Here is a 19669-nt window from a genome sequence, read left to right on the forward strand (position 1 = left end):
TTATGTTAGTCTAACAGCCATTTCCTGAATTTTTTCCCTTTAATGGGCTGATTCACTAATTTTTGATAAATATTCTCTGCTTTGTTGCGGGGAACAGCCACGTAGCTTAGATGATCAAGTTGATCTATTTTCCCAATTTCATCTTTTAGCAGTCCACATTCATGAATGAGTGCACCGACAATATCCCCAGCGCGAAGCTTTTCCTTCTTTCCTGCATCGATGCAAATGGTACGCATAAGTGTTTTGAGGGTAGATGCATCTTTGATACTTGGGAGCTCTATGGGGGTGATAGAACGCTTTAACTCGATAAAACGATCATATTGGTGATGATTCACCAAGGTAATAGCTATACCATTTTTACCAGCACGTCCCGTACGTCCAATACGGTGGGTATAGCGTTCGTTTTGGATTGGTACTTCATAATTGATAATGGCATCTAATCCTTCGATATCTATTCCACGTCCGGCGACATCGGTAGCCACAAGAATGGGGGCGCTGAGATTACGAAATTGGATGATTGCTTCATTGCGGTCGAATTGTTCCATGTCACCATGCAATGTTAGGGCATGAACCCCGATACGATTGAGATCATCACACAGGGCATTGGCATCAACTTTTGTGTTGCAAAAGATGATGGTATTGGTAATGCCGTGTAGATGAAGCACTTGCTCAATAGCGGGGAGTTTGTTATTACAGATGTAAGCAATCTCTTCGATCTTCGGCTTGCTGATGGCATGTTCCGCCTGAACCATTACCGGATCTTTCATAAACTCGGAGGTGATGGTTTGGATAGAATCGGGAAAAGTAGCGGAGAATAGGAGGCTCTGGCGTGATGGTGGAGTGAATCCTAAAATGGTTGTGATATCTTCGATAAATCCCATATCAATCATTTGGTCGGCTTCGTCCAATACAACGCTTAAAATTGCAGAGGGATCAAAGGCTTCCATCTGGAGGAGTTTCAAAACACGCCCCGGTGTACCGACGATGATATGAGCACCGTGTTTGAGTGAATGGATCTGTCCTCTCATCGGAACCCCTCCGCATAGGGTGAGGACTTTGATATTCCCCATTTCGGAGGCGAGTGAACGGATTACTTTGGCTACTTGCTCCGCAAGTTCACGGGTAGGGCAGAGGATAAGCGATTGGGTACCAAACATTTTGGGATTGATACGCTCCAATATTCCAAGACCGAATGCCAATGTTTTTCCACTTCCCGTGGCCGCTTGGGCGATACAATCTTTTTTTTGTAAGATGATAGGGAGTGCAGTGGATTGGATAGAGGTCATTTGAGTGAATTCTAATCGTTTTAGAGCCTCTTTTAAGGGAGTGCGTAATGCTAAGGTGTCGAAGGTGGACATTAGGTCGCTTTATAGTTAGATAAGCAGATTATAGCATAGTTGAAGAATTCCCCTGAAAAGGGGAGTTTTAGAGGGGTTGATTATACCGCTTTAATGGTGACGCCGTATTTATCTTCAGCGACATTACGTGCTTGAAGTGCATACGATGAAATCTCGTTAAAGTTGAGATATTTATAGACTTGATCCGCTTTTCCTGCCAATTTCTCAGGAACGATGCTCATGTACTCAGAGACAGTAGGAATGCGTCCAAGTTTTGCACACACGGATGCGAGTTCCGCAGAACCGAGGTACACTTGTGTCCCTTTACCTAAACGGTTGTCGAAGTTACGAGTTGATGTAGAGAATACAGTTGAACCCTCACGTGAGCTCGCTTGGTTCCCCATACAGAGTGAACATCCCGGAACTTCCGTTGTAGCGGCAATCGCTTTATAGACGTCGTAGTACCCCTCATTGATGAGTTGTTGCTCATCCATACGAGTTGGTGGTACGATCCAGAATTTCTCAACCGCAATTTTACCTTCGCCGCGCATTACTTCACCCGCCGCGCGATAGTGACCGATGTTGGTCATACAGCTTCCGAGGAATACTTCGTTGATTTCAGTTCCCGCAACGTCGCTTAGCAATTTAACATTATCAGGATCGTTTGGACATGCTAAAATCGGCTCTTTAACGTCGTTAAGGTCGATTTCGATGATCGCTGCGTATTCTGCATCGGCATCCGGTTCCATCAACGTCGGAGCGGCTAACCACTCTTTCATTTTATCGGCACGACGTTGCAATGTACGAGCATCTTCATACCCATCAGCAACCATCGCTTCGATCAACGTAACGTTTGATTTTAGGTATTCGATTACCGGTTCTTTGTTCAAACGAACCGTACACGCCGCTGCTGAACGCTCTGCCGATGCATCGGAAAGTTCGAACGCTTGTTCCACTTTCATATTTGGAAGACCTTCGATCTCCAAAACACGTCCATTGAAAATATTCTTTTTCCCTTTTTTCTCAACCGTGAGCAAACCTTGTTTGATTGCATAATACGGGATAGCGTTTACCAAATCACGTAATGTGATACCCGGTTGCATTTCACCTTTAAATCGAACCAAAACCGATTCCGGCATTTCAAGAGGCATAGAACCCGTAACACCTGCGAACGCTACCAAACCTGAACCCGCAGGGAAACTCACACCGATTGGGAAACGAGTATGGCTATCGCCACCAGTTCCGACGGTATCCGGAAGAACCATACGGTTCAACCATGAGTGGATAACACCATCCGCAGGTCGAAGGGCAACACCGCTGCGTGAGCTGATGAATGCCGGCAATGTTGCGTGCAATTTAACATCGGAAGGTTTTGGGTATGCCGCTGTATGGCAGAACGACTGAAGAACGAAATCCGCTGAGAATCCAAGAGCAGAAAGTTCTTTGATCTCATCACGTGTCATCGGTCCAGTGGTATCTTGGCTTCCTACAGTGCTTGTGATCGGCTCACAGTACATACCTGGGCGAACACCCTCCATGCCACATGCTTTACCTACCATTTTTTGTGCAAGGGTATACCCTTTGCCGGTGTCGGCAGGTTGGATAGGGGTTGCGAAAATGGTAGCAGGAGCGAGTCCAAGTGACGTGCGTGCTTTAGCCGTCAATCCGCGACCAATGATAAGAGGGATACGTCCACCTGCACGAACTTCGTCTTCGATCGTATTTGGGCGAAGGCTAAAGTTAGCGATGACTGCACCGCCTTTTGTGATGGTACCCGCTTTGGTATCGATATCGAGTACATCGCCTGTTTCCATTTGAGATACATCGGCTTCGATAGGGAGTGCGCCTGAGTCTTCACATGTTGCGAAGAAGATCGGAGCGATGATGCTACCGATAACAACCCCACCCGTACGTTTGTTCGGGATCCCTGGGATATCGTCACCCATGTGCCATTGGACTGAGTTCGCCGCTGATTTACGACTAGAACCGGTTCCGACAACGTCGCCGACGTAAGCGATTTGCATCCCTTTTTCTTTCAACTCAGCGATTTTAGCAATACCTTCTGGCATTTTTGCACTAAGCATCGTTGTAGCATGAAGAGGGATATCAGAGCGGGTAAACGCCGCGCTCGCAGGGGAGAGATCATCGGTGTTTGTTTCACCCGGGAATTTGAATACAACAACGCTGAATTTTTCAGCCAGAGTTGTTTTACTCGTAAACCACTCTGCATCTGCCCATGATTGGAGAACATCCATAGCGTAGCTGTTGGTTTTTGAAAGATCAACGATATCGTTAAATGCATCGTATACCAAAAGGGTATGTTTGAGTTCATGTGCCGCTTCGTTAGCGATAGCATCATTGCTGAGTGCATCGATAAGAGGTTTAACATTGTACCCGCCGACCATTTTCCCGAGAATTTTGATCGCTGATTTTTTGTGATCGTCACTGTTAATATCACTATTGTCCGCCAAGAAAGCTTTTACTTCACCTTGGACGACTTGGTGCAAAAATGCCGCTTTAACATAAGCGCCATCATCAACACCCGGATTGACACGTTCAGCTAGCATTTCAACCAACTCACTATCTTTAGAACTTGTTGCACTAATAAGAGCTACCAACTCGGTAACTTGTTCTTTTGTAAGAGGGAAAGGGGGGATTCCCTGTGCTGCGCGTTCCGCTACATGTGCTTTGTATTCGTCCATAAAAGCCATAGTGACTCCTGTGCCAGTTAATTTTGAATGATTATATCAGAAGTAAAAAACAGATTCATTTTAGTGTTACAAAAATACCCATATATTCTATAGAAATTTATTGATATTGTGTAGTAAAGTAACATTGTTACTATTTTTAGTATTTTTGATCATAATTATGTCTTGAAAGAAGAGAATGAAAATGTTACAAAAAGAAGAGCAGGGATGATATTCCCCGAGAGTGGAGAACTAAAAAGGATCGTTTGCAATGATGTCGCGGTTGCCTTTGGCATTGGGGGCAGAGAGAATACCATTGTTCTCGAGTTGTTCGATAAGGGTAGCTGAGCGGTTGTAACCGATTTGAAGCCGACGTTGGAGATAGCTGATAGATGTTTTTTGCTCACTAAGGATAATGTTTTTAGCTTCTTCATAAAGTTCATCAAGTGGTTTAGTGCTATCGACAGGATCACTACTTGTTTTAGCACTGTTTCCATTATCGGCTAAGAAACGGCGATCGTAATCAGGTTCGCGTTGTGCTTTGAGAAAATCAACCACTTTTTCAATTTCATTTTCAGTACTCCAAGGGGCATGAAGTCGTACTAATCCACTCATACCTGGAGGGGTGAAGAGCATATCTCCACGTCCTAAAAGTGATTCGGCTCCCATCCCGTCAAGAATAATTTTACTATCAATCTTTTGCCCCACTTTATAGCTAATGCGTGATGGTAGGTTGGCTTTGATAAGACCGGTAACAACATCAACACTCGGGCGCTGTGTCGCTACAATGAGATGGATTCCACTTGCACGTGCCATTTGCGCTAAACGGGCAATGGAGTATTCAACATCTTTCCCGCTGGTCATCATTAAATCAGCAAGCTCATCAATAATGACAACGATATAAGGGAGAGGATCCCGTTTTTCAGTTTTTGCTTTTTCATTGAAATTTTCGATATTTTTAGTACGTGTTTCACTCATGAGCTGATAGCGTCGTTCCATTTCACTGACCATATTGTTAAGGGCTGAAATGGCCTCTTTTGGTTTGGTTATTACGGGGGTGAGAAGATGCGGAATATCATTATAAACGGAAAATTCAAGCATTTTTGGATCAATCATCAAAAGACGGAGTTGATCGGGTGAATTTTTATAGAGCAAACTTAAAATCATGGAGTTGATACCGACACTCTTACCGCTACCGGTTGTTCCCGCGATCAGTAGATGTGGAAGTTTTTTTAAATCGGTAATAAATGGATTTCCGACGATATCTTTACCTAAAATGAGGGTGAGAGGTGATGCCGCTTCTTGGAAAAGTTTGCTTTCAAGCATTTCACGCAGGAAAATAGTTTCTACGGTTTTGTTCGGGATCTCAATTCCAACAACGTCTTTCCCTGGGATAGGAGCTTGAATACGAATCGTTTGCGCACGTAACGCCATTGCCAAATCATCTTGTAAGCCTAAAATTTTAGAGACTTTGATATTGGCTGCCGGTTTGAATTCAAAAGTTGAAACAACAGGTCCCGCATAGGTACGGACAACATCGCCATCAATATTAAAATGGGCAAGTTTTTCGATTAAGTCGCGGATTTTATCATCGAGTTCGCTTTCGTCAACGGTGTTTTGTTTTTTCGGTGCGTTTTGGAAAAAATCTACGGGTGGAAGTTTGAAATTTTTTGGTTTTTCACTGATGCCGCGATCGATTTGATCCAATAATATTTTATTCTCTTCCAACTCTTCAACGACAAGTGCATGTTGTTTCGAATCTTTGACTTTTTTGGCCATTGAGAGTATGGTTGATTCTTTTGGGGTAGTTTCTTGTTCTGTTGTCTTTTCCGGGGTAATTTCAACTTCTTTTAGTGTTGGAGTTATGATGGACACCGGTTTGACAATCGCTATTTCTACTTCATTTTCCATAATGATTCGCTCGGGAGAAAATGGTAGTTCTACACTCGAATAGGTTTCATCGGCAGGTGCTAGAATTGGTTCAACTTTAGGGGAACTAGAAGGGGGTGTAACCGGTGTACTTTTAGGTGAGGTGAGTGGCTTATCCATGTATTCTTGAAGAGGTTTCGCTAATTCAGAGAGACTTTGCTCCATCACAAGTACCACCGATACAGCAACCATCATGAGCCACAGAATCCATAATCCAAATGTTCCGATAAATACTGATAAAAAATCGACGATAGCTGCTCCAAAAGCCCCTCGATACTCTCCTTCAACGACGATTGCTTGGAAAAAGAGGAGAGCAAAAAATAAAAGAGCAAACACACCGGCCATTTCTAGCCGTTTGTATAACTCGCCATCAAATTTATACCAGTAAAAAAGGGGAACAATCAAGAGAAGCAAATAGATAAAAGCAACGTAACCAAAAATATGGATATTCGTCTGAGCAAAAGAGGCTCCATACGCACCGATGATCGATGCATCCCCAATAATGGTAGCAATGCCAAGATAAAATAAAATACCGAAGCCGGCTATGAACAGAGTATCGCGTAAAATAGGAGATCCTTGAAATAGGTATGAAAAGTAGTTAGATTATAGCAAAAAAGGGAAAAAAACTCCCTTTTATTGCAAATTGCTATAAATAGTTGACGAGAGAAAGTTTGGAAACTTTGGAGATATTAGACAATAGGGCTTGGTAATTTAAGCTCAGTTGTTGCATTCGAAGAGTAGCTTCGGCAATATCGGTATCAATGACATCTGATTGAAGTGTTTTTGTGCTGATAATGAGCATGTCTGTTCGATCAGATGATGCTTGCAGTACTTGTGAATAGGATCCTGTTTCAGTTTGCAAACGGCTCACATGATCGCTAAGATCGTCCATCATTTGAATGGCATTTTGAATACCGAGATTACGAGGATCATTGTTGTCTGTTCCATCGGAGCGCTTTTTTCCTTGTTCTACTGCTTGAATCATCTCTTCAATTTCAGTGAAAAAGTCGGTTTTTGGATCACGGATGGTAAGGGCATTGTTAGCATTAAATGTAAGAGCAGATCCATTGGTGAGAGTATAGTTAGAAGATGATGCATCATATATCGCAAGAGCTGCATTCGTTGCAGGATTATCTTTATCTTCAAAAATTATTTTACCATCATACGTCAGTGAGGTTTTACCGTGTAAGTAAGAGTCTTCTATGGTAGGTTCTCCCGTGACAATCATATTGATTGCATCCATCAATTGTTGATAAGTAGCATCATTTATAGCTGTTGGATTACCATTTTCATCCAATAAATCAGATGCGAGATCGATATCGGTTGAAAAAGGGGCCCCATTGATGGTTGTCCCTTCAAGGTGAATAATTGTATTAGTTGAAAATGATCCTACATCCACAATTTTTGTCGAAGGTGTTGCGTACGTATTATCACTTTTGACAATTTGTGACATATTTGAAAAAAGAGTGGACCCTTTTTTCTCGAAAAAAGTTTGATCGTAATTCACCCCTTCAATGGTATTTAAAGGATCCGAAGGATCAAATCCACTTTTTGTAAATTCTTTGACATAAAGGGAGTTGCTTCCATCAATAATATTTTCAAAATCTGTTGATCCAGCTCTTAGTGTATTGATGTCATTTACTGCATCTGCGGCAGCTGTTCCACCACTAAAATCAACAGCTCCAACCATATGAAAATCGAGTTTGCTTGAGCCCGTTTTTTTATCAATAATTTCGATTTGACCATGTGTGTTGAGAGAAACTTCGACTTGATTGTTTCCATATAAATCACTAATTTCTTGTAATAAATCATCCATACTGGAATTCATTGTTAATGAATTAATATGTGATTTAAATGTTGTACCGTCGCTTTTGGTTCCTTGAATGTAAAAATGAGGTGTTTGATCATTAGTAGTATCTACATCGGTATCACCCATAAGATCACGAAGGGTGCTTGAACCTGTTATATAGGTCTCTTTAGCATCACTTCTAGGGATTTCAGTGTCTTTCATAATGTCTGGATAAAGGTCGGTTAAACTTTTTTGAGCAACATTGGCACTAATGGTACGGTTGGTTTTGGTTTCATCACCCAAAAAGAGTTGAGATCCGCTAATGTTATATTTTTGTTTTATACCCGAACCCAAAAACGCTTCTAAATTTTCACTATTTCCTTGATAGGTTCCATCATTTCCAATCGGTTTTACTGAAGTGGCAGTACCGGAAAAGAGATATTGTCCGCCGATAGAGGTATTTGCTAATGTTAAAAGATGATTTTGAAGCCCACGTAACTCTTTTGCTATCGCTTGAATACTAGTATCTGAATGGGCATCATTTGCGGCATTGACCATTTTTACTTTCATGGATTCAAGAGTTTTAACGATCTCACCGATAGTAGTATCGGTCTGTGTTGACATTTTATAGGCACTCTGTGCACTACTTTTGACTTGATTAAGAGTAGTTAATTCATCATCTAAGCGAAGTGTATCAATAAAAACACCAGGATCTTCGTGAGCATATTGAATTTTTAATCCTGATGAAATTTGTTTATTGACATCAAATAGTTGTTTGTTGAGTCTATTGTTTTCGCCATATATATTATTGTAGTACGATCCAGATGTAATTCTCACGTCAAATCCTTTTGTGCAAGCTTATTTACAATTAAGCAATAAAAGTTCCATACCTTATATATCGGCAAAATAGGTAAATCGATTAGAAAATCTACTTTTACGTCTTTTTAAGTAAAGCCTCTCTATAATTTCACCTCTTCAAACACATGCCAGTGTGGTGAAATGGTAGACACGCCGGATTCAAAATCCGGTGGCGCGAGTCGTGGCGGTTCGAGTCCGCCCACTGGTACCACCCATCTTTATAAATCCCTTTAAAACATCGTAAAATAGGCACTTAGATAGACGCTTTAAGAATTCAAAAAATCAATTATTTGCAACCTATTTGCAACCTTGCAATTTTTTTTTACACTAATTTTATTTTTACACTAATTTCATATCTCGCTAAAAGAAAACATGTTTATAGTGTAAAAATAATACATTATTAAATATGCTTAGTAGTAATAAATTGGATTATCTGTATATAATAATTGATTTAATTGGTATAATCTTCTTATGAAAACAATTGAATTAAGAAATGCATTGCCGTCATCTGTATTTTCACATGAGATGATTAATGCATTACTGGAAAAATCGATCACTAATGTTAATGACAAAATCTCGAATCTGGTAAAAAGCGGTGAACTTATACGATTGAAAAAAGGTTTTTATACTTTTTCTAAACCTTACCTCACAAAACCAATTGATTTAATGAGTGTGGCTAATACATTATACGCACCATCATATCTATCGTTTGATTATGCACTGAGCTATTACGGAATGATTCCTGAACGAGTCAACGAGATTACATCCGCGACCAGTAAAAACGAAAAATTATTTGATACACCGATCGGACGGTTCAGTTACAAAAAAATTCCTATGAGGGCATACTCTATCGGTGTAGATTGGATCTATGATGATGTTGAAGGAGGGCGCTTTATAGCGACACCTGAAAAAGCCTTGTGCGACAAAATAAGGTATGACCGTGGAATCGGCACATTGACACAAAACGCTATGATTGAGTACTTAACTTACGACCTTCGTTTGGATATGACCAAGGCATTGAATCCGGATCTCATCGAGACAATTGCCACTGCCTACAAATCCAAAAACCTAAAAACACTCTCATCTGTAGTGCGAAAGGAGAAACTTTGACTCATCCCGCACTCATAAAAATGCTTGAAAAGTATGATCTGTCTAATTCCAATAGCAGTTATGACGCATTAAGAGAAATCCTTCAGGAGATAGTGCTGCTTGGGCTTTATGATGCCGGGTTTTTTAAACATGCTGCTTTTTATGGCGGAACGGCTCTGAGAATCCTCCATAATCTTCCGAGGTTTTCAGAAGATTTAGATTTTTCACTCCTTGAATCTAATCTAACGTTCAATCTCAAACCTTATGAAGAAGCGATTATCCAAACGTTGCAATCGTTCGGGTTTGATGTGACAATCGAGATTAAAGAAAAAAATACGAATAGCGCTATCGCATCGGCATTTATCAAAGGTAATACGATAGAGCATTTGATCAATATCAATGCCCCAAAAGATATAACCAAAGCGATTCATAAAGATCAAGCCGTCAAGATAAAACTGGAAGTCGATACCAATTCGCCGCTTGATTTTGAGACATCAAGCGTTATACTCTTAACTCCCAGAGCTTTTTCAATCAATGCCATGACTTTATCGTCGCTATATGCCGGAAAGATGCATGCTATACTTTGTCGTGCTTGGAGTACAAGACCAAAAGGACGTGATTGGTACGATTTAGTGTGGTATGTTGCTAATAACGTCGAGCTTGATGTGGTACATCTCAAATCAAGACTCTCTCAAAGCTGTAAATATCTTGAAGAAAATGGTATTACGATACCGGATGAGTTGACACAGCAAAACCTCAAAGAGCTGCTTTTGCAAAGGGTTGAAACACTTGATGTTGCCAAGGCAAAAAATGATGTACAGCCGTTTATCAAAGATATTCGAGAAATTGAATTATGGTCGAAAGATTTTTTTACTGCCATTATTGAAAATATTAAAATCAAAAAGTGATAATGGTGATTAAGTGTCAATGGACTATCTAAGAGTACACTTTTAGTGTACTGTTATTGCGATTTTGATTTTTAGAGGCGAGTATCAACCATTCAGGAAAAATGGTTTTGATACACCTCGCTCAGATCATCGATGATGCGCTCGACTCTTTTGAGTGACGTTAACACTGATTCGGTATATGCAAAAACGAAAGATTTTTCCTCTTCATTGATCGATAGTGAAGGGAAGGTATCGGACGAGAGAGTAGAACTTAGTGCTTTAGCAATTTTACGGAACTCCTGAACGAGCAGCTTGGGTTTGATCGTACACACATAACAAAACTCTGCAAGATCGTAAGTGGTGAGATTGTCCGGTTCGAATGTATCCCCAAACGCCATCGAGTAGTCCTGCGCAAATTGCGGGTAGAGTGAAACGTTAAGCAAATCATAAAACGGTGCGAGATCAATCTTGGACTTTGTAATGAAAAAGGAGATGTTTTTGGCATGAGCATCGTAGTTGCCGATGAGCAGATTAAAAAGAGTCCATCGAATCATCTGTTGCATTGCTAGTGCAGGGATAGAACATTTATTGGCCAGTGCAAAAAGGTTTTTAAAATTGGCTTCCGAACGATAATGTTGAACGTCTCTTTGAGAACCGTAAGGGCGCTCATATTTTTCACTAGGGGAGAGATCGAGCATTTGACACCCATCAACGATATGTAGGCGTTCGACCAACGTCTCGGAGACATAGCGGCGGTCGAACCGTTTAACAGACAGTACTGCTTCGTCATTGAACCGGAGGAGTTCTACTTCGGCAGTCTGTATTCCTGATGTTTTTGCCAGATGCATCGACAGGTATTCATTTAAAACACTATGGTGTTCGTTTTGGGTATCGAATTTTAAAATATGGGTCGAGCACAGATCCCCTTCGCCAAACCCAAATTGACCCGCATGAAATAAAATAGGGAGTTTGTCTTGTATTCCTGCCAAACTCAGGCGTGGTCTGCCATCCCATACGGTGATACTTTGCGTTCGGCGTTGAATAATTCTCTCTTGCAATTCCTCTAGCGAAATTGGTCGTAGCTTAGTCTGCTGATCAATCTGATCGTTCGTACTAAAAAAAAGAGCTCCTGCCGTATCGAATGAGAGTTTTTCAATCAATCCGAAGATATTGGATTTGGAGATCTGAAAATAGCGGCTGAGATCTTCCAGACCTCTCCCCTCCGGCAAAAGATTAGCAAAGAATTTTTTGAGCGTAGAAGATGAGGGTAGGGTATCGAAACGGATATGAGGCGATAGCATGAACCCGTTTTGTTGCCATGGTTCCGCATAGCTAAATACAAACGTCTCATCGCTTGGATTGTACGAGAGTTCGCCGACTTTGGTATGGGCACAGAAAATATTGAGCTTCATGACTCATCTCCCATTTGCACATACAGCTTGATCCCAAGCTTGTCACACACTTCCAGTATTTTATCGAACATCACACCGTCGTTACCAGTCTCTATTTTTGACATAGTCGAGAGACTGACATTGCACAGCAGTGCTGCCTCATGGATGGTCATCCCAAGATTGGTCCGTTTGGATCTTACAAACTGAGCCAAGAGTTTGGAATCTATCGGACCGTTATGTGAGGGTAGAGGGGTAGGGACGATACGTTTTGCCATAGGTGCCTCAATAATAGTGCATTTGCATGATTATACACTATTATAATCAAATTTAGACAAAAATATTGCAAATACATAATTTATATTGTGAATTCATCGATATATCAATAAATTATGCGTATCCATAATTTTAATAAAAATTTATAAGTTTAAACTTCTAATGGCATCACTTCCAGAATCAATTGTAAAAATTGGAATTAAATTAAGAAACTTTTATCCAAATATCTTTACGGTATCAATCTGATAAAAATCCATAAACTCATCATACAGTTCGGGAAAATGTTTTTTTAACGATAGCGGAGACTCAAAAAAACGCTCCGTAACAACGGCAAAAAATTCTGCTTCATTTGTTGCGGCATAAGAGCCTAGGAGTTTGTATTTTCCCCAGTCACGGTTTTTATTTGAAATTTTGCTGAGGGCATTAAACTCTTTGCTGAGCGTATGTACCCACGCGTCATATTTTGATTTTTCGATGGGCGGAACTCCATCGATTTCACCATCCATAAAATCAATTTCATGGGCGAATTCATGGATCATAACATTGGTATGGCGCATATGATACGCTTCACCTTTGGCCTGATGCCAAGTGATGACCACGGTATCATTAGACGATTGCCCTGCGAGTATAAACTGCTCTTTGGAGTAAATGCCACCATAAGATTTGACCTCTTTAGTGATAACGGGATGTGGATAGATGATAATGGTTTTAAGATTGTCATAGCAACTATGTGGCCCTTTATGCACCAATAAAAGAGAGGCATAGAAGGCGATAACCAATTTCATCTCTTCCGTCACTTCCATGTAGACACCTATAAACTCTTTTGTGTAGATAAAACGTAAAACGGTGCGCTGAATTTGATGTTGATCGGTGGGAGAGAGTTTTTGATAATGGGGTATTCTTTTTAAAATCGCTTCGTACTGCTCCGAAAAAGGGAGCGTTTCGATCTCATGTAAAAACCTTTTTTTTCGTAATTCAAAAAATAAAATAAAGACAAAATAGATTGCCCCCAAACCTCCGAAGAGAAGGAGAAGTGCGATGTGATAGTTCAAATAGCCTCTAAATGCGAATGATCTTTGTGTGAACTCATAATTGATTCCAGAGGTATTAGATTTGTCTTTTCAAGACATCGTAATCATTATATCAACTTATAGACACATTGACCCAAGATAACGATACCGACATTCTGAGCATTGGAGCATAGGTATTAATTCTGTTTTGCAGTGCAATAGTCTTTGATAATCTGAGCATGGTCAAATACGAGCTTTTCATACGGGATAGTATCAAGAGTATAGATAAATGCTTCTTTCGCATCATCAGCCCCTAGCGGTGTTCCGTGAGCTTTACAAACATAGACAATCGAAACACAGTGAAACCGTGAATCCCGAGAGGGGTCGGAATAGACTCCGTGTAACGATTCTATCATCACATCAAGAGAGAGTTCTTCTTTCATCTCACGTACAACGGCCGTTTCGACTGTTTCACCGATATCGACGAATCCGCCGGGCAAAGCAAGCCCTTTGGGTGTGTTCAACCGTTCTATGAGGACAATCCCTTCAAATAGACCAGTATCATTATAAATCTCAACAATACCATCAACAGCTAAGAAGGGGGTTTGAATCATGAATAGCCTTGAAAGATAAATTATGACTTCTGACATTATAAACCAATCTCTGTCAATATTCATGACGTGATCGAAGTCGCAGCGTTTCGGATCAAAAGATAAAAGTACGATTATTATAAATACTGGATTCCCAATCGAGTTGGGAATGACGGAGTGTGTTTCGTTATATGGGTAAGCAAGTGTATTAAATCCCCTAAATCCTAGCCAACATGACAATCACAAACGGTACGGGGCTTTTGGGTGCTCCGGCTACCTCAAATATCCCCATAAAAGAGGTGGCGATCGCTTTTATCTGAGGAGCGGTGTATTCATGCTCATAGGAATCATCGAGAACTTCCATAATTTTATCGACAGCGAGATCCAACCGTTCATCGTCAAGCTCAGCAAATCCCAATCCTTTGTCCCATGAGCAACAATGGGGGAACGTATGAAACGTCTCCGTGATCGCTTTATCATCTAAATCCTCAAGCAGTTTGTATTCGCGGACAAAATCGACTATTTGTTTCAGTTTGCAGACCATAGTATCTCCCTAATAATGATTTTTTCAAACTGCATAAATCATGCGTAAGGCTCTGTTTTTATGAGAATACTTTATGTATATTGTTTTAAAGAATCGCTCTCAAGGGGAATTTTTTGGATCAGTGTTTGGTAAGTATATGTGAGAGATTTGAAGAAATTACCGATTTTCTCGAACACAAGTCACAAGAACAAGAGGATATCGTGATACAACTTTTTTCTGATTTTGTGGAGTGTTTCACATCGGTGGGTGCTGAAAAACTGGAGTACCCGAAAGAGTTTCAAAAAGATGTGAAATACTTTTTGCAAGGTGAACCAGTTATGATGAAACAATTTGAAGATATCGAATTTCGCTTTTTGATGTTGAGTGATTTTTACGATTTTTGCAGGTTGACAAAAAAGTATACCAATAAGAAGGAATATAAATGCTAAATTTTGGACCGTTTAAATCTCTATCAACCAAAGAATTTCAACACAAAAAAGAAGAAGGCTTTGCGATAATCGATATCCGTAGAGCCGATGAATGGGAAGCCTACGGGATCATCGAAGGGAGCCACAAGATCACGTTTTTCGATGAATTTGGAGAGGCCGATTTAGATACATTTATGAAAGTATTTACCAAAGTAGTGACAAATAAAGAACAGCCTTTTATCCTCGTATGCGCTCATGCAAACAGAACCAAAACGGTAGGAGAGGTTATGGGATTACAACTCGGATACACAAACGTCTATGAGCTTGATGGTGGGATTAACTGGGGTTGGATCGATCAAGGGTTGGAAACGGTAGAATAAAGATCAGTTCTTTAGTCTTTATTTTCCTAATCTTTAGCGAAACCTTTTGACATACGCGTGGCAGTAAGGCTGTTTAGCATTTTTGACGTAGTAGTCTTGGTGATAAGTTTCGGCAGGATAAAAGGGTGATTGGGGGCGGAGTTTCGTCGCGATCTTGTAGCCATTGGCATTTAGCTCTTTTATCAAAGAGAGGACAATTCGGCGCTCTTTTTCATCGCTTACAAAAATGGAGGATAGATACTGCTCTCCGATGTCGGGTCCTTGACCATTGTGCTGGGTAGGATCGTGAATCTCGAAAAAAGCTTTTGTCAGTGTTTCATACGAGATAAGAGATGGATCATAGGTCACTTCGACCGTCTCTAAATGACCCGTTTTATGAGCCACCACATCTCTGTAGGTAGGGTTTTTAACATGACCTCCCATGTACCCTGATTGTACATTTTTGACCCCTTTGAGTTTTTCAAGATGATATTCAACACCCCAAAAACACCCTCCGGCATAATAAGCTTTTGACAAAGTCGAAGCATGTACCATCACAGAAGTAAAGATGAGAAGAACCCATAATGATTTCATTGTATGACTCCCAAAAAAATATCTATATTATGCACTTATGACACTAGCATCTCGGTAAAATGTCGAATAAAATTTATTATACACTCTGATGGAGAACCTTTGATCATTCTGGACTTTGAAACCAACTCTGCCAATATCCATGATGTGATCGAAGTTGCGGCGTTTCGGATCAAAAGAGAAGAGGGTGTTTATGTCATCGCTGACACGTTTCATCGCTACTATTTCTCTGAATATGAGGTTAACCCGTACGCCCTTGCTGTCCATAAACTCTCACCGCAGCGAATCGAGAGGTTGCGGGCAAATGTCGATTACGCAGAGTATTTCGCAGAGGATAGTGAGTTCGTAGAGTTTTGTCAGGGTGCTAAAACGCTCATCGCCCACAATATAACGTTTGAACTCCGTCATCTCGGTGAACTCGTCTCATTTGAAAAACACTTCTGCACGATGAAATCGAATAAAAAGATTGTCGGTGCCCTCAATATCCGAGGGAGTCTCAAGAATCCGAAATTGCTGGAGACTTGTCGGCATTATCGTATTGAGTTTGATGAAGAGCAATACCACAGTGCAATCTATGATGTCACGAAAACACTAGAGATACTCAATAATATGAATATAAAAATTTAGAGAGTGATGCACTATTCTTCTAATGGGATTCTGTAATAAAACTATTTATTCTCAACTAATTGATCTAAAATATAAAGCTGCATATTTTTATGCGGTATCTCTTTTTCTAATGCCTCTGAATAAATTTTCGCTACCTCTTTGGCATGCAAATCATAATCAAAATGTGGAAAATGATTTCCCCATCCATTACGAATAATACGTAAGGCTACCGTATCAATTAGATACTCTTTGAAAATGGCGTAGGTCGCGAAAAACATTCCCGTAAACAAAATGGCCATTAAAATCAAAAGATGACAATCTATTTTTGCCAAAACGGTATGAAAGAGTGCTGATGCTGGTAACAAGATAAGATGCCAAAGAGCAATAAATACGAGATAACTCCGTCCGATACTCATGCGAAACCCAGGAATTTTACCTTCGAGTTTTAAACCTTCTTGATACATTTTATTGGTTTTTAAAAGATCACGAAACAGCATTGGACCATCACTGAGGGTGAATACGTAGGGGATGATCGTTTCATCGGTAAAATTACGGGATGACGTTTTCATCCATGAAAAGAGTCTAAACATTATAAATCCTTGATAAGTGTACTGACACGTGATGCGCTTCCATGACCTAAGAGCTCACGTAAGGAAGCTGCATCGTTAAAAAAAGCGGTTTTATCCATTTCTTGATACGCATTATACAGATTTTGAGCATTGACAGAGTTTTGAATAAACTCAGGATGGAGTTTACGACCGTATTTATGGGAAAATAATATATTTCCTAATCCGACATAATCGAGCTTTACCAAATGGGATGCAATAGCGTAATCGAGCGATTTTGCAATGTAAGCAAGGATAAACGGGGTACCGATGAGCGAGGCTTCGAGGGTGGCGGTACCACTACAGATAAAGGCAAAGTCTGAATCTGCTAAGCTCTGATGTGCTTCATGCGTGATTTCAAATGCCGAGATGTCACCATAAAGTTCTCTGATTTGCTTTTCAGTAAAATGGGGAGGGATCACGATGAGAGCATCTGTCTTTAACATAGGGCGTAATTCTCTGAAAACCGGCATGAGCCGTTTTATCTCTCCGGGGCGGCTTCCTGGCATAAAGGTGATCTTTCCACTCGGAATCAGATTTTTTTTACGGATGGTAATCTCATCGAGAAGGGGATGTCCAACGTATTCGATGGGAGCATTTTTAGAATAATACGAGGGTTCAAAGGGGAGGATGGAACATAGTTTTGTAATCGTTTTTTCGAGAACGGGAATCCGTTTTTTCTTCCATGCCCACGCTTGTGGGAGGATATAGTAGATGATCTCTTTATCGGGATAACGTTTTCGGATTGCTTTGGCTAGGGGGAGATTAAATCCAGAGGAGTCGATCAACAGTACCTTATCCACTGATGCTGCCAACTCTAACATTTGATCTTTTAAACGGAAGAAAAAAGGGAGCTTTTTGATTGCGTCCACAAATCCCATAACCGATGTTGAGCGTAAATCGACGATACTCTCTCCTAACGAGCTGTCAAAGATCCCGAAGAGTTCAACATCATTTCCGAGTTCTTTTGCCAAATAGGAGAGATGAATATTGGCAGAGTGTTCCAATGCGCTCACTAAAAGTTTCATGATCCTCCATCTCCACGGTTACTTAAATCAGATTTGTACGTACTTTTATTTTCGTTAAATTCACTTAAAAAAGTGGTTAACGCCTCTATCTCTTTATCATTAAGTCCCATTGCAAAAGGGATCATGAGCTGAGATTGCTGCGTAGGTCCTTTTTTAGCACGGTAATCTTTTAATTTCGAGATTAAAAATGGTTTGCGTCGATAGGCCAATGCCGGATATTGGTTGGTTCCACTGGCAGAAATACCATGGCAACCACTGCACCCTTTTGCAAAGTAGAGATTTTTACCCACCTTATAAAGATCTGGAGCCCCATAAAGAAAGGCGGGGAATAAAAATACAATTATCTTAAGCACTTTAGAGGTACCTTTAACGTTTCTTGGACTAAAATACCGTAATTATACCTACAAAAGAGCAATGGGAGCGTTGATTATGATCATTAGAGGTGCGATTATCTGTGATATCAATGGAGAACGTTATGGTGACGTTCGGATTGAAGAGGGGGTAATTACCCAAATCGGTGAAAATTTAAGCGGTGATGAAATGATCGATGCACAAGGGTGCTATTTAATTCCGGGTCTCATTGATACCGATGTACGATTAAAAGATGCGCAACTTAGCAGAACAAATCTTGAAAAACTCTCTCGACGCGCACTTCATGGCGGGGTGAGTACGGTTGTACTCGCGAGTGACTCCGTGCCTCGGATCGATAATGAGATCACTCTGGAGTTTGTTCAGCAGCACCGTTATCTGCCACATGGCGCGACGATTGAATCAGCAGTGAGTGGATTGAATGATGCGGGTGCTTTGAGTAATATTGCGATAATGCTTAAAAAAGGGTGTGTATCGGTACACACGTCGACGATTAACGATTATAATCTGATCAGCCGTATCGCACAGTATTTAAAGATGGCGAATAGAGCACTTTTTTATAAAGCGGAGGAAAAAAGTTTTGTCGAGAGCGGTGTGATGTCGGATGGTGTGATTGCCTCACAACTTGGACTTCCAGGTATCTCTCCCCTTTCTGAAGTGGTTCATATCGCCTCGATGATCGAGATAGCTCGGCATTTTGGGATAAAAGTAGTTTTTAAAAGCGTTACGGAGCCTCGATCAATCACTCTGATTAGTGAAGCTCGTAACAGTGGAGTGGACGTAGTGTGTGAGGTTTCCATCCATCATCTTTTCAAAAATGACTCAGCATGTTTAGGCTTTGATACCGATGCAAAAATAAATCCTCCTCTCGTCAATGAATCAAAACGACTTGAGCTAATTAATGCGCTAAAGAAAGGTGAAATACACGCGTTAAGCGCATTGCATCAACCAAACTCCGATATTCATAAAGACATCACTTTTTACGATGCCCATGAGGGGACAACATCTATTAGTGAATATTTGCCGCTTCTTTATACGTACCTGATAGATACTGATACTATTACTATGCCTAAACTGCTCGATTTGGTTTCACGTGCTCCTGCAGAACAAATTGGAATGCAATCAGGTGAAATTACGGTAGGTTCAGTATGCGATTGTGTTGTATTTGATCCTAAACAGAAGGTAGAGGTTCCTCACCATCACAGTCTTTATAAAAAAGAGACCCTAAAAGGAAAAGTGATGATGGCAATTTGCCGTGGGGAAGTTACAAAGTTTTAAGATATTAAAATATTTTCAAGCGTGGTTTACTACGCGTAGGCA

Annotated in this window: 19 protein-coding genes and 1 tRNA gene; 7 read left to right on the top strand and 13 right to left on the bottom strand. The window is 40.6% G+C overall.

The genetic code is table 11. From position 1 onward, the window contains the following. Positions 1–5: 5 nt before the first annotated feature. The 4 genes from dbpA to flgL all read right to left on the bottom strand — a co-directional run bounded on the left by dbpA (position 6) and on the right by flgL (position 8579). Positions 6–1358 carry an ATP-dependent RNA helicase DbpA gene (gene dbpA / locus PHR02_RS00580; protein ID WP_299987443.1) on the bottom strand — a complete coding sequence of 451 codons (1353 nt, stop codon included), beginning with the start codon at positions 1356–1358 and terminating at the stop codon, positions 6–8. Between the two features lie 80 nt (positions 1359–1438). Next, positions 1439–4048 (bottom strand): bifunctional aconitate hydratase 2/2-methylisocitrate dehydratase, encoded by a 2610-nt coding sequence (gene acnB, locus PHR02_RS00585; RefSeq protein ID WP_299987447.1) that lies wholly within the window; start codon positions 4046–4048, stop codon positions 1439–1441. A gap of 228 nt (positions 4049–4276) precedes the next feature. Beyond that, positions 4277–6520 carry a DNA translocase FtsK gene (locus tag PHR02_RS00590; RefSeq protein ID WP_299987613.1) on the bottom strand — a complete coding sequence of 748 codons (2244 nt, stop codon included), beginning with the start codon at positions 6518–6520 and terminating at the stop codon, positions 4277–4279. 79 nt (positions 6521–6599) lie between these two features. Then, positions 6600–8579, bottom strand: coding sequence for a flagellar hook-associated protein FlgL (gene flgL / locus PHR02_RS00595; protein ID WP_299987450.1), 1980 nt, complete (start codon positions 8577–8579; stop codon positions 6600–6602). Positions 8580–8727: 148 nt separating this feature from the next. Here flgL and PHR02_RS00600 point away from each other — a divergent pair. From PHR02_RS00600 to PHR02_RS00610, 3 genes are all read left to right on the top strand, one after another. Further along, a tRNA-Leu gene (locus PHR02_RS00600) sits at positions 8728–8811 on the top strand. A 260-nt stretch (positions 8812–9071) separates the two neighbouring features. After that, positions 9072–9710, top strand: a complete 639-nt coding sequence (locus tag PHR02_RS00605; RefSeq protein WP_299987453.1) for a hypothetical protein — start codon at positions 9072–9074, stop codon at positions 9708–9710. Next, a complete protein-coding gene (locus tag PHR02_RS00610; RefSeq protein ID WP_299987456.1) occupies positions 9707–10597 on the top strand; it encodes a nucleotidyl transferase AbiEii/AbiGii toxin family protein in 891 nt (296 codons plus the stop codon). Before PHR02_RS00605 ends, PHR02_RS00610 begins: the two co-directional genes overlap by 4 nt. 92 nt (positions 10598–10689) lie before the next feature. Here the strand turns inward: PHR02_RS00610 and PHR02_RS00615 are convergent, their stop codons facing one another. The 5 genes from PHR02_RS00615 to PHR02_RS00635 form a co-directional block, all read right to left on the bottom strand. Next, positions 10690–11988 carry a HipA domain-containing protein gene (locus tag PHR02_RS00615; protein WP_299987459.1) on the bottom strand — a complete coding sequence of 433 codons (1299 nt, stop codon included), beginning with the start codon at positions 11986–11988 and terminating at the stop codon, positions 10690–10692. Beyond that, positions 11985–12242 (bottom strand): helix-turn-helix transcriptional regulator, encoded by a 258-nt coding sequence (locus PHR02_RS00620; protein ID WP_299987462.1) that lies wholly within the window; start codon positions 12240–12242, stop codon positions 11985–11987. Before PHR02_RS00620 ends, PHR02_RS00615 begins: the two co-directional genes overlap by 4 nt. 213 nt (positions 12243–12455) lie before the next feature. Continuing rightward, positions 12456–13292: a M90 family metallopeptidase gene (locus PHR02_RS00625; RefSeq protein ID WP_299987465.1), complete on the bottom strand. Its 837-nt coding sequence runs from the start codon at positions 13290–13292 to the stop codon at positions 12456–12458. Positions 13293–13447: 155 nt separating this feature from the next. Next, positions 13448–13864, bottom strand: coding sequence for an NUDIX hydrolase (locus PHR02_RS00630; RefSeq protein ID WP_299987468.1), 417 nt, complete (start codon positions 13862–13864; stop codon positions 13448–13450). Positions 13865–14057: 193 nt separating this feature from the next. After that, positions 14058–14384 carry a hypothetical protein gene (locus tag PHR02_RS00635; RefSeq protein WP_299987471.1) on the bottom strand — a complete coding sequence of 109 codons (327 nt, stop codon included), beginning with the start codon at positions 14382–14384 and terminating at the stop codon, positions 14058–14060. Positions 14385–14497: 113 nt separating this feature from the next. Between PHR02_RS00635 and PHR02_RS00640 the strand changes: the two genes are divergently transcribed. After that, positions 14498–14812, top strand: coding sequence for a hypothetical protein (locus PHR02_RS00640; RefSeq protein ID WP_299987474.1), 315 nt, complete (start codon positions 14498–14500; stop codon positions 14810–14812). Then, positions 14806–15171: a rhodanese-like domain-containing protein gene (locus PHR02_RS00645; protein WP_299987477.1), complete on the top strand. Its 366-nt coding sequence runs from the start codon at positions 14806–14808 to the stop codon at positions 15169–15171. Before PHR02_RS00640 ends, PHR02_RS00645 begins: the two co-directional genes overlap by 7 nt. Positions 15172–15204: 33 nt before the next feature. Here PHR02_RS00645 and msrA read toward each other — a convergent pair whose 3' ends face one another. Beyond that, the gene (msrA, locus tag PHR02_RS00650; RefSeq protein ID WP_299987480.1) at positions 15205–15744 is read right to left on the bottom strand and encodes a peptide-methionine (S)-S-oxide reductase MsrA; all 540 of its coding nucleotides are present in this window, start codon (positions 15742–15744) and stop codon (positions 15205–15207) included. A gap of 99 nt (positions 15745–15843) precedes the next feature. Between msrA and PHR02_RS00655 the strand changes: the two genes are divergently transcribed. Then, positions 15844–16368, top strand: a complete 525-nt coding sequence (locus PHR02_RS00655) for a 3'-5' exonuclease (RefSeq protein ID WP_299987483.1) — start codon at positions 15844–15846, stop codon at positions 16366–16368. 41 nt (positions 16369–16409) lie between these two features. On the opposite strand, the gene PHR02_RS00660 is transcribed toward PHR02_RS00655, so the two are convergent. The 3 genes from PHR02_RS00660 to PHR02_RS00670 are packed head-to-tail and all read right to left on the bottom strand — an operon-like array spanning position 16410 to position 18333. Further along, complete coding sequence (locus tag PHR02_RS00660) at positions 16410–16937, bottom strand: hypothetical protein (protein ID WP_299987486.1); 528 nt, start codon at positions 16935–16937, stop codon at positions 16410–16412. Beyond that, positions 16937–17980: a lipid-A-disaccharide synthase gene (gene lpxB / locus PHR02_RS00665; RefSeq protein WP_299987489.1), complete on the bottom strand. Its 1044-nt coding sequence runs from the start codon at positions 17978–17980 to the stop codon at positions 16937–16939. Before lpxB ends, PHR02_RS00660 begins: the two co-directional genes overlap by 1 nt. Next, on the bottom strand, positions 17977–18333 hold the full coding sequence (locus PHR02_RS00670; RefSeq protein ID WP_299987492.1) for a c-type cytochrome: 357 nt from the start codon (positions 18331–18333) through the stop codon (positions 17977–17979). Before PHR02_RS00670 ends, lpxB begins: the two co-directional genes overlap by 4 nt. Before the next feature lie 61 nt (positions 18334–18394). Between PHR02_RS00670 and PHR02_RS00675 the strand changes: the two genes are divergently transcribed. Continuing rightward, positions 18395–19627: an amidohydrolase family protein gene (locus PHR02_RS00675; protein ID WP_299987495.1), complete on the top strand. Its 1233-nt coding sequence runs from the start codon at positions 18395–18397 to the stop codon at positions 19625–19627. The last annotated feature ends 42 nt before the right edge of the window (positions 19628–19669 follow it).

Source organism: Sulfuricurvum sp., assembly GCF_028688295.1.
GTDB lineage: Bacteria > Campylobacterota > Campylobacteria > Campylobacterales > Sulfurimonadaceae > Sulfuricurvum.

Bases quoted from the DNA above. Each gene is read 5' to 3' on its own strand.
- lpxB (WP_299987489.1), bottom strand. From the start codon at position 17,980: ATGAAACTTTTAGTGAGCGCATTGGAACACTCTGCCAATATTCATCTC.
- PHR02_RS00660 (WP_299987486.1), bottom strand. From the start codon at position 16,937: ATGTTTAGACTCTTTTCATGGATGAAAACGTCATCCCGTAATTTTACC.
- msrA (WP_299987480.1), bottom strand. From the start codon at position 15,744: ATGAAATCATTATGGGTTCTTCTCATCTTTACTTCTGTGATGGTACAT.
- dbpA (WP_299987443.1), bottom strand. From the start codon at position 1,358: ATGTCCACCTTCGACACCTTAGCATTACGCACTCCCTTAAAAGAGGCT.
- PHR02_RS00675 (WP_299987495.1), top strand. From the start codon at position 18,395: ATGGGAGCGTTGATTATGATCATTAGAGGTGCGATTATCTGTGATATC.
- PHR02_RS00635 (WP_299987471.1), bottom strand. From the start codon at position 14,384: ATGGTCTGCAAACTGAAACAAATAGTCGATTTTGTCCGCGAATACAAA.
- PHR02_RS00615 (WP_299987459.1), bottom strand. From the start codon at position 11,988: ATGAAGCTCAATATTTTCTGTGCCCATACCAAAGTCGGCGAACTCTCG.
- PHR02_RS00645 (WP_299987477.1), top strand. From the start codon at position 14,806: ATGCTAAATTTTGGACCGTTTAAATCTCTATCAACCAAAGAATTTCAA.
- PHR02_RS00630 (WP_299987468.1), bottom strand. From the start codon at position 13,864: ATGATTCAAACCCCCTTCTTAGCTGTTGATGGTATTGTTGAGATTTAT.
- PHR02_RS00605 (WP_299987453.1), top strand. From the start codon at position 9,072: ATGAAAACAATTGAATTAAGAAATGCATTGCCGTCATCTGTATTTTCA.
- PHR02_RS00620 (WP_299987462.1), bottom strand. From the start codon at position 12,242: ATGGCAAAACGTATCGTCCCTACCCCTCTACCCTCACATAACGGTCCG.
- acnB (WP_299987447.1), bottom strand. From the start codon at position 4,048: ATGGCTTTTATGGACGAATACAAAGCACATGTAGCGGAACGCGCAGCA.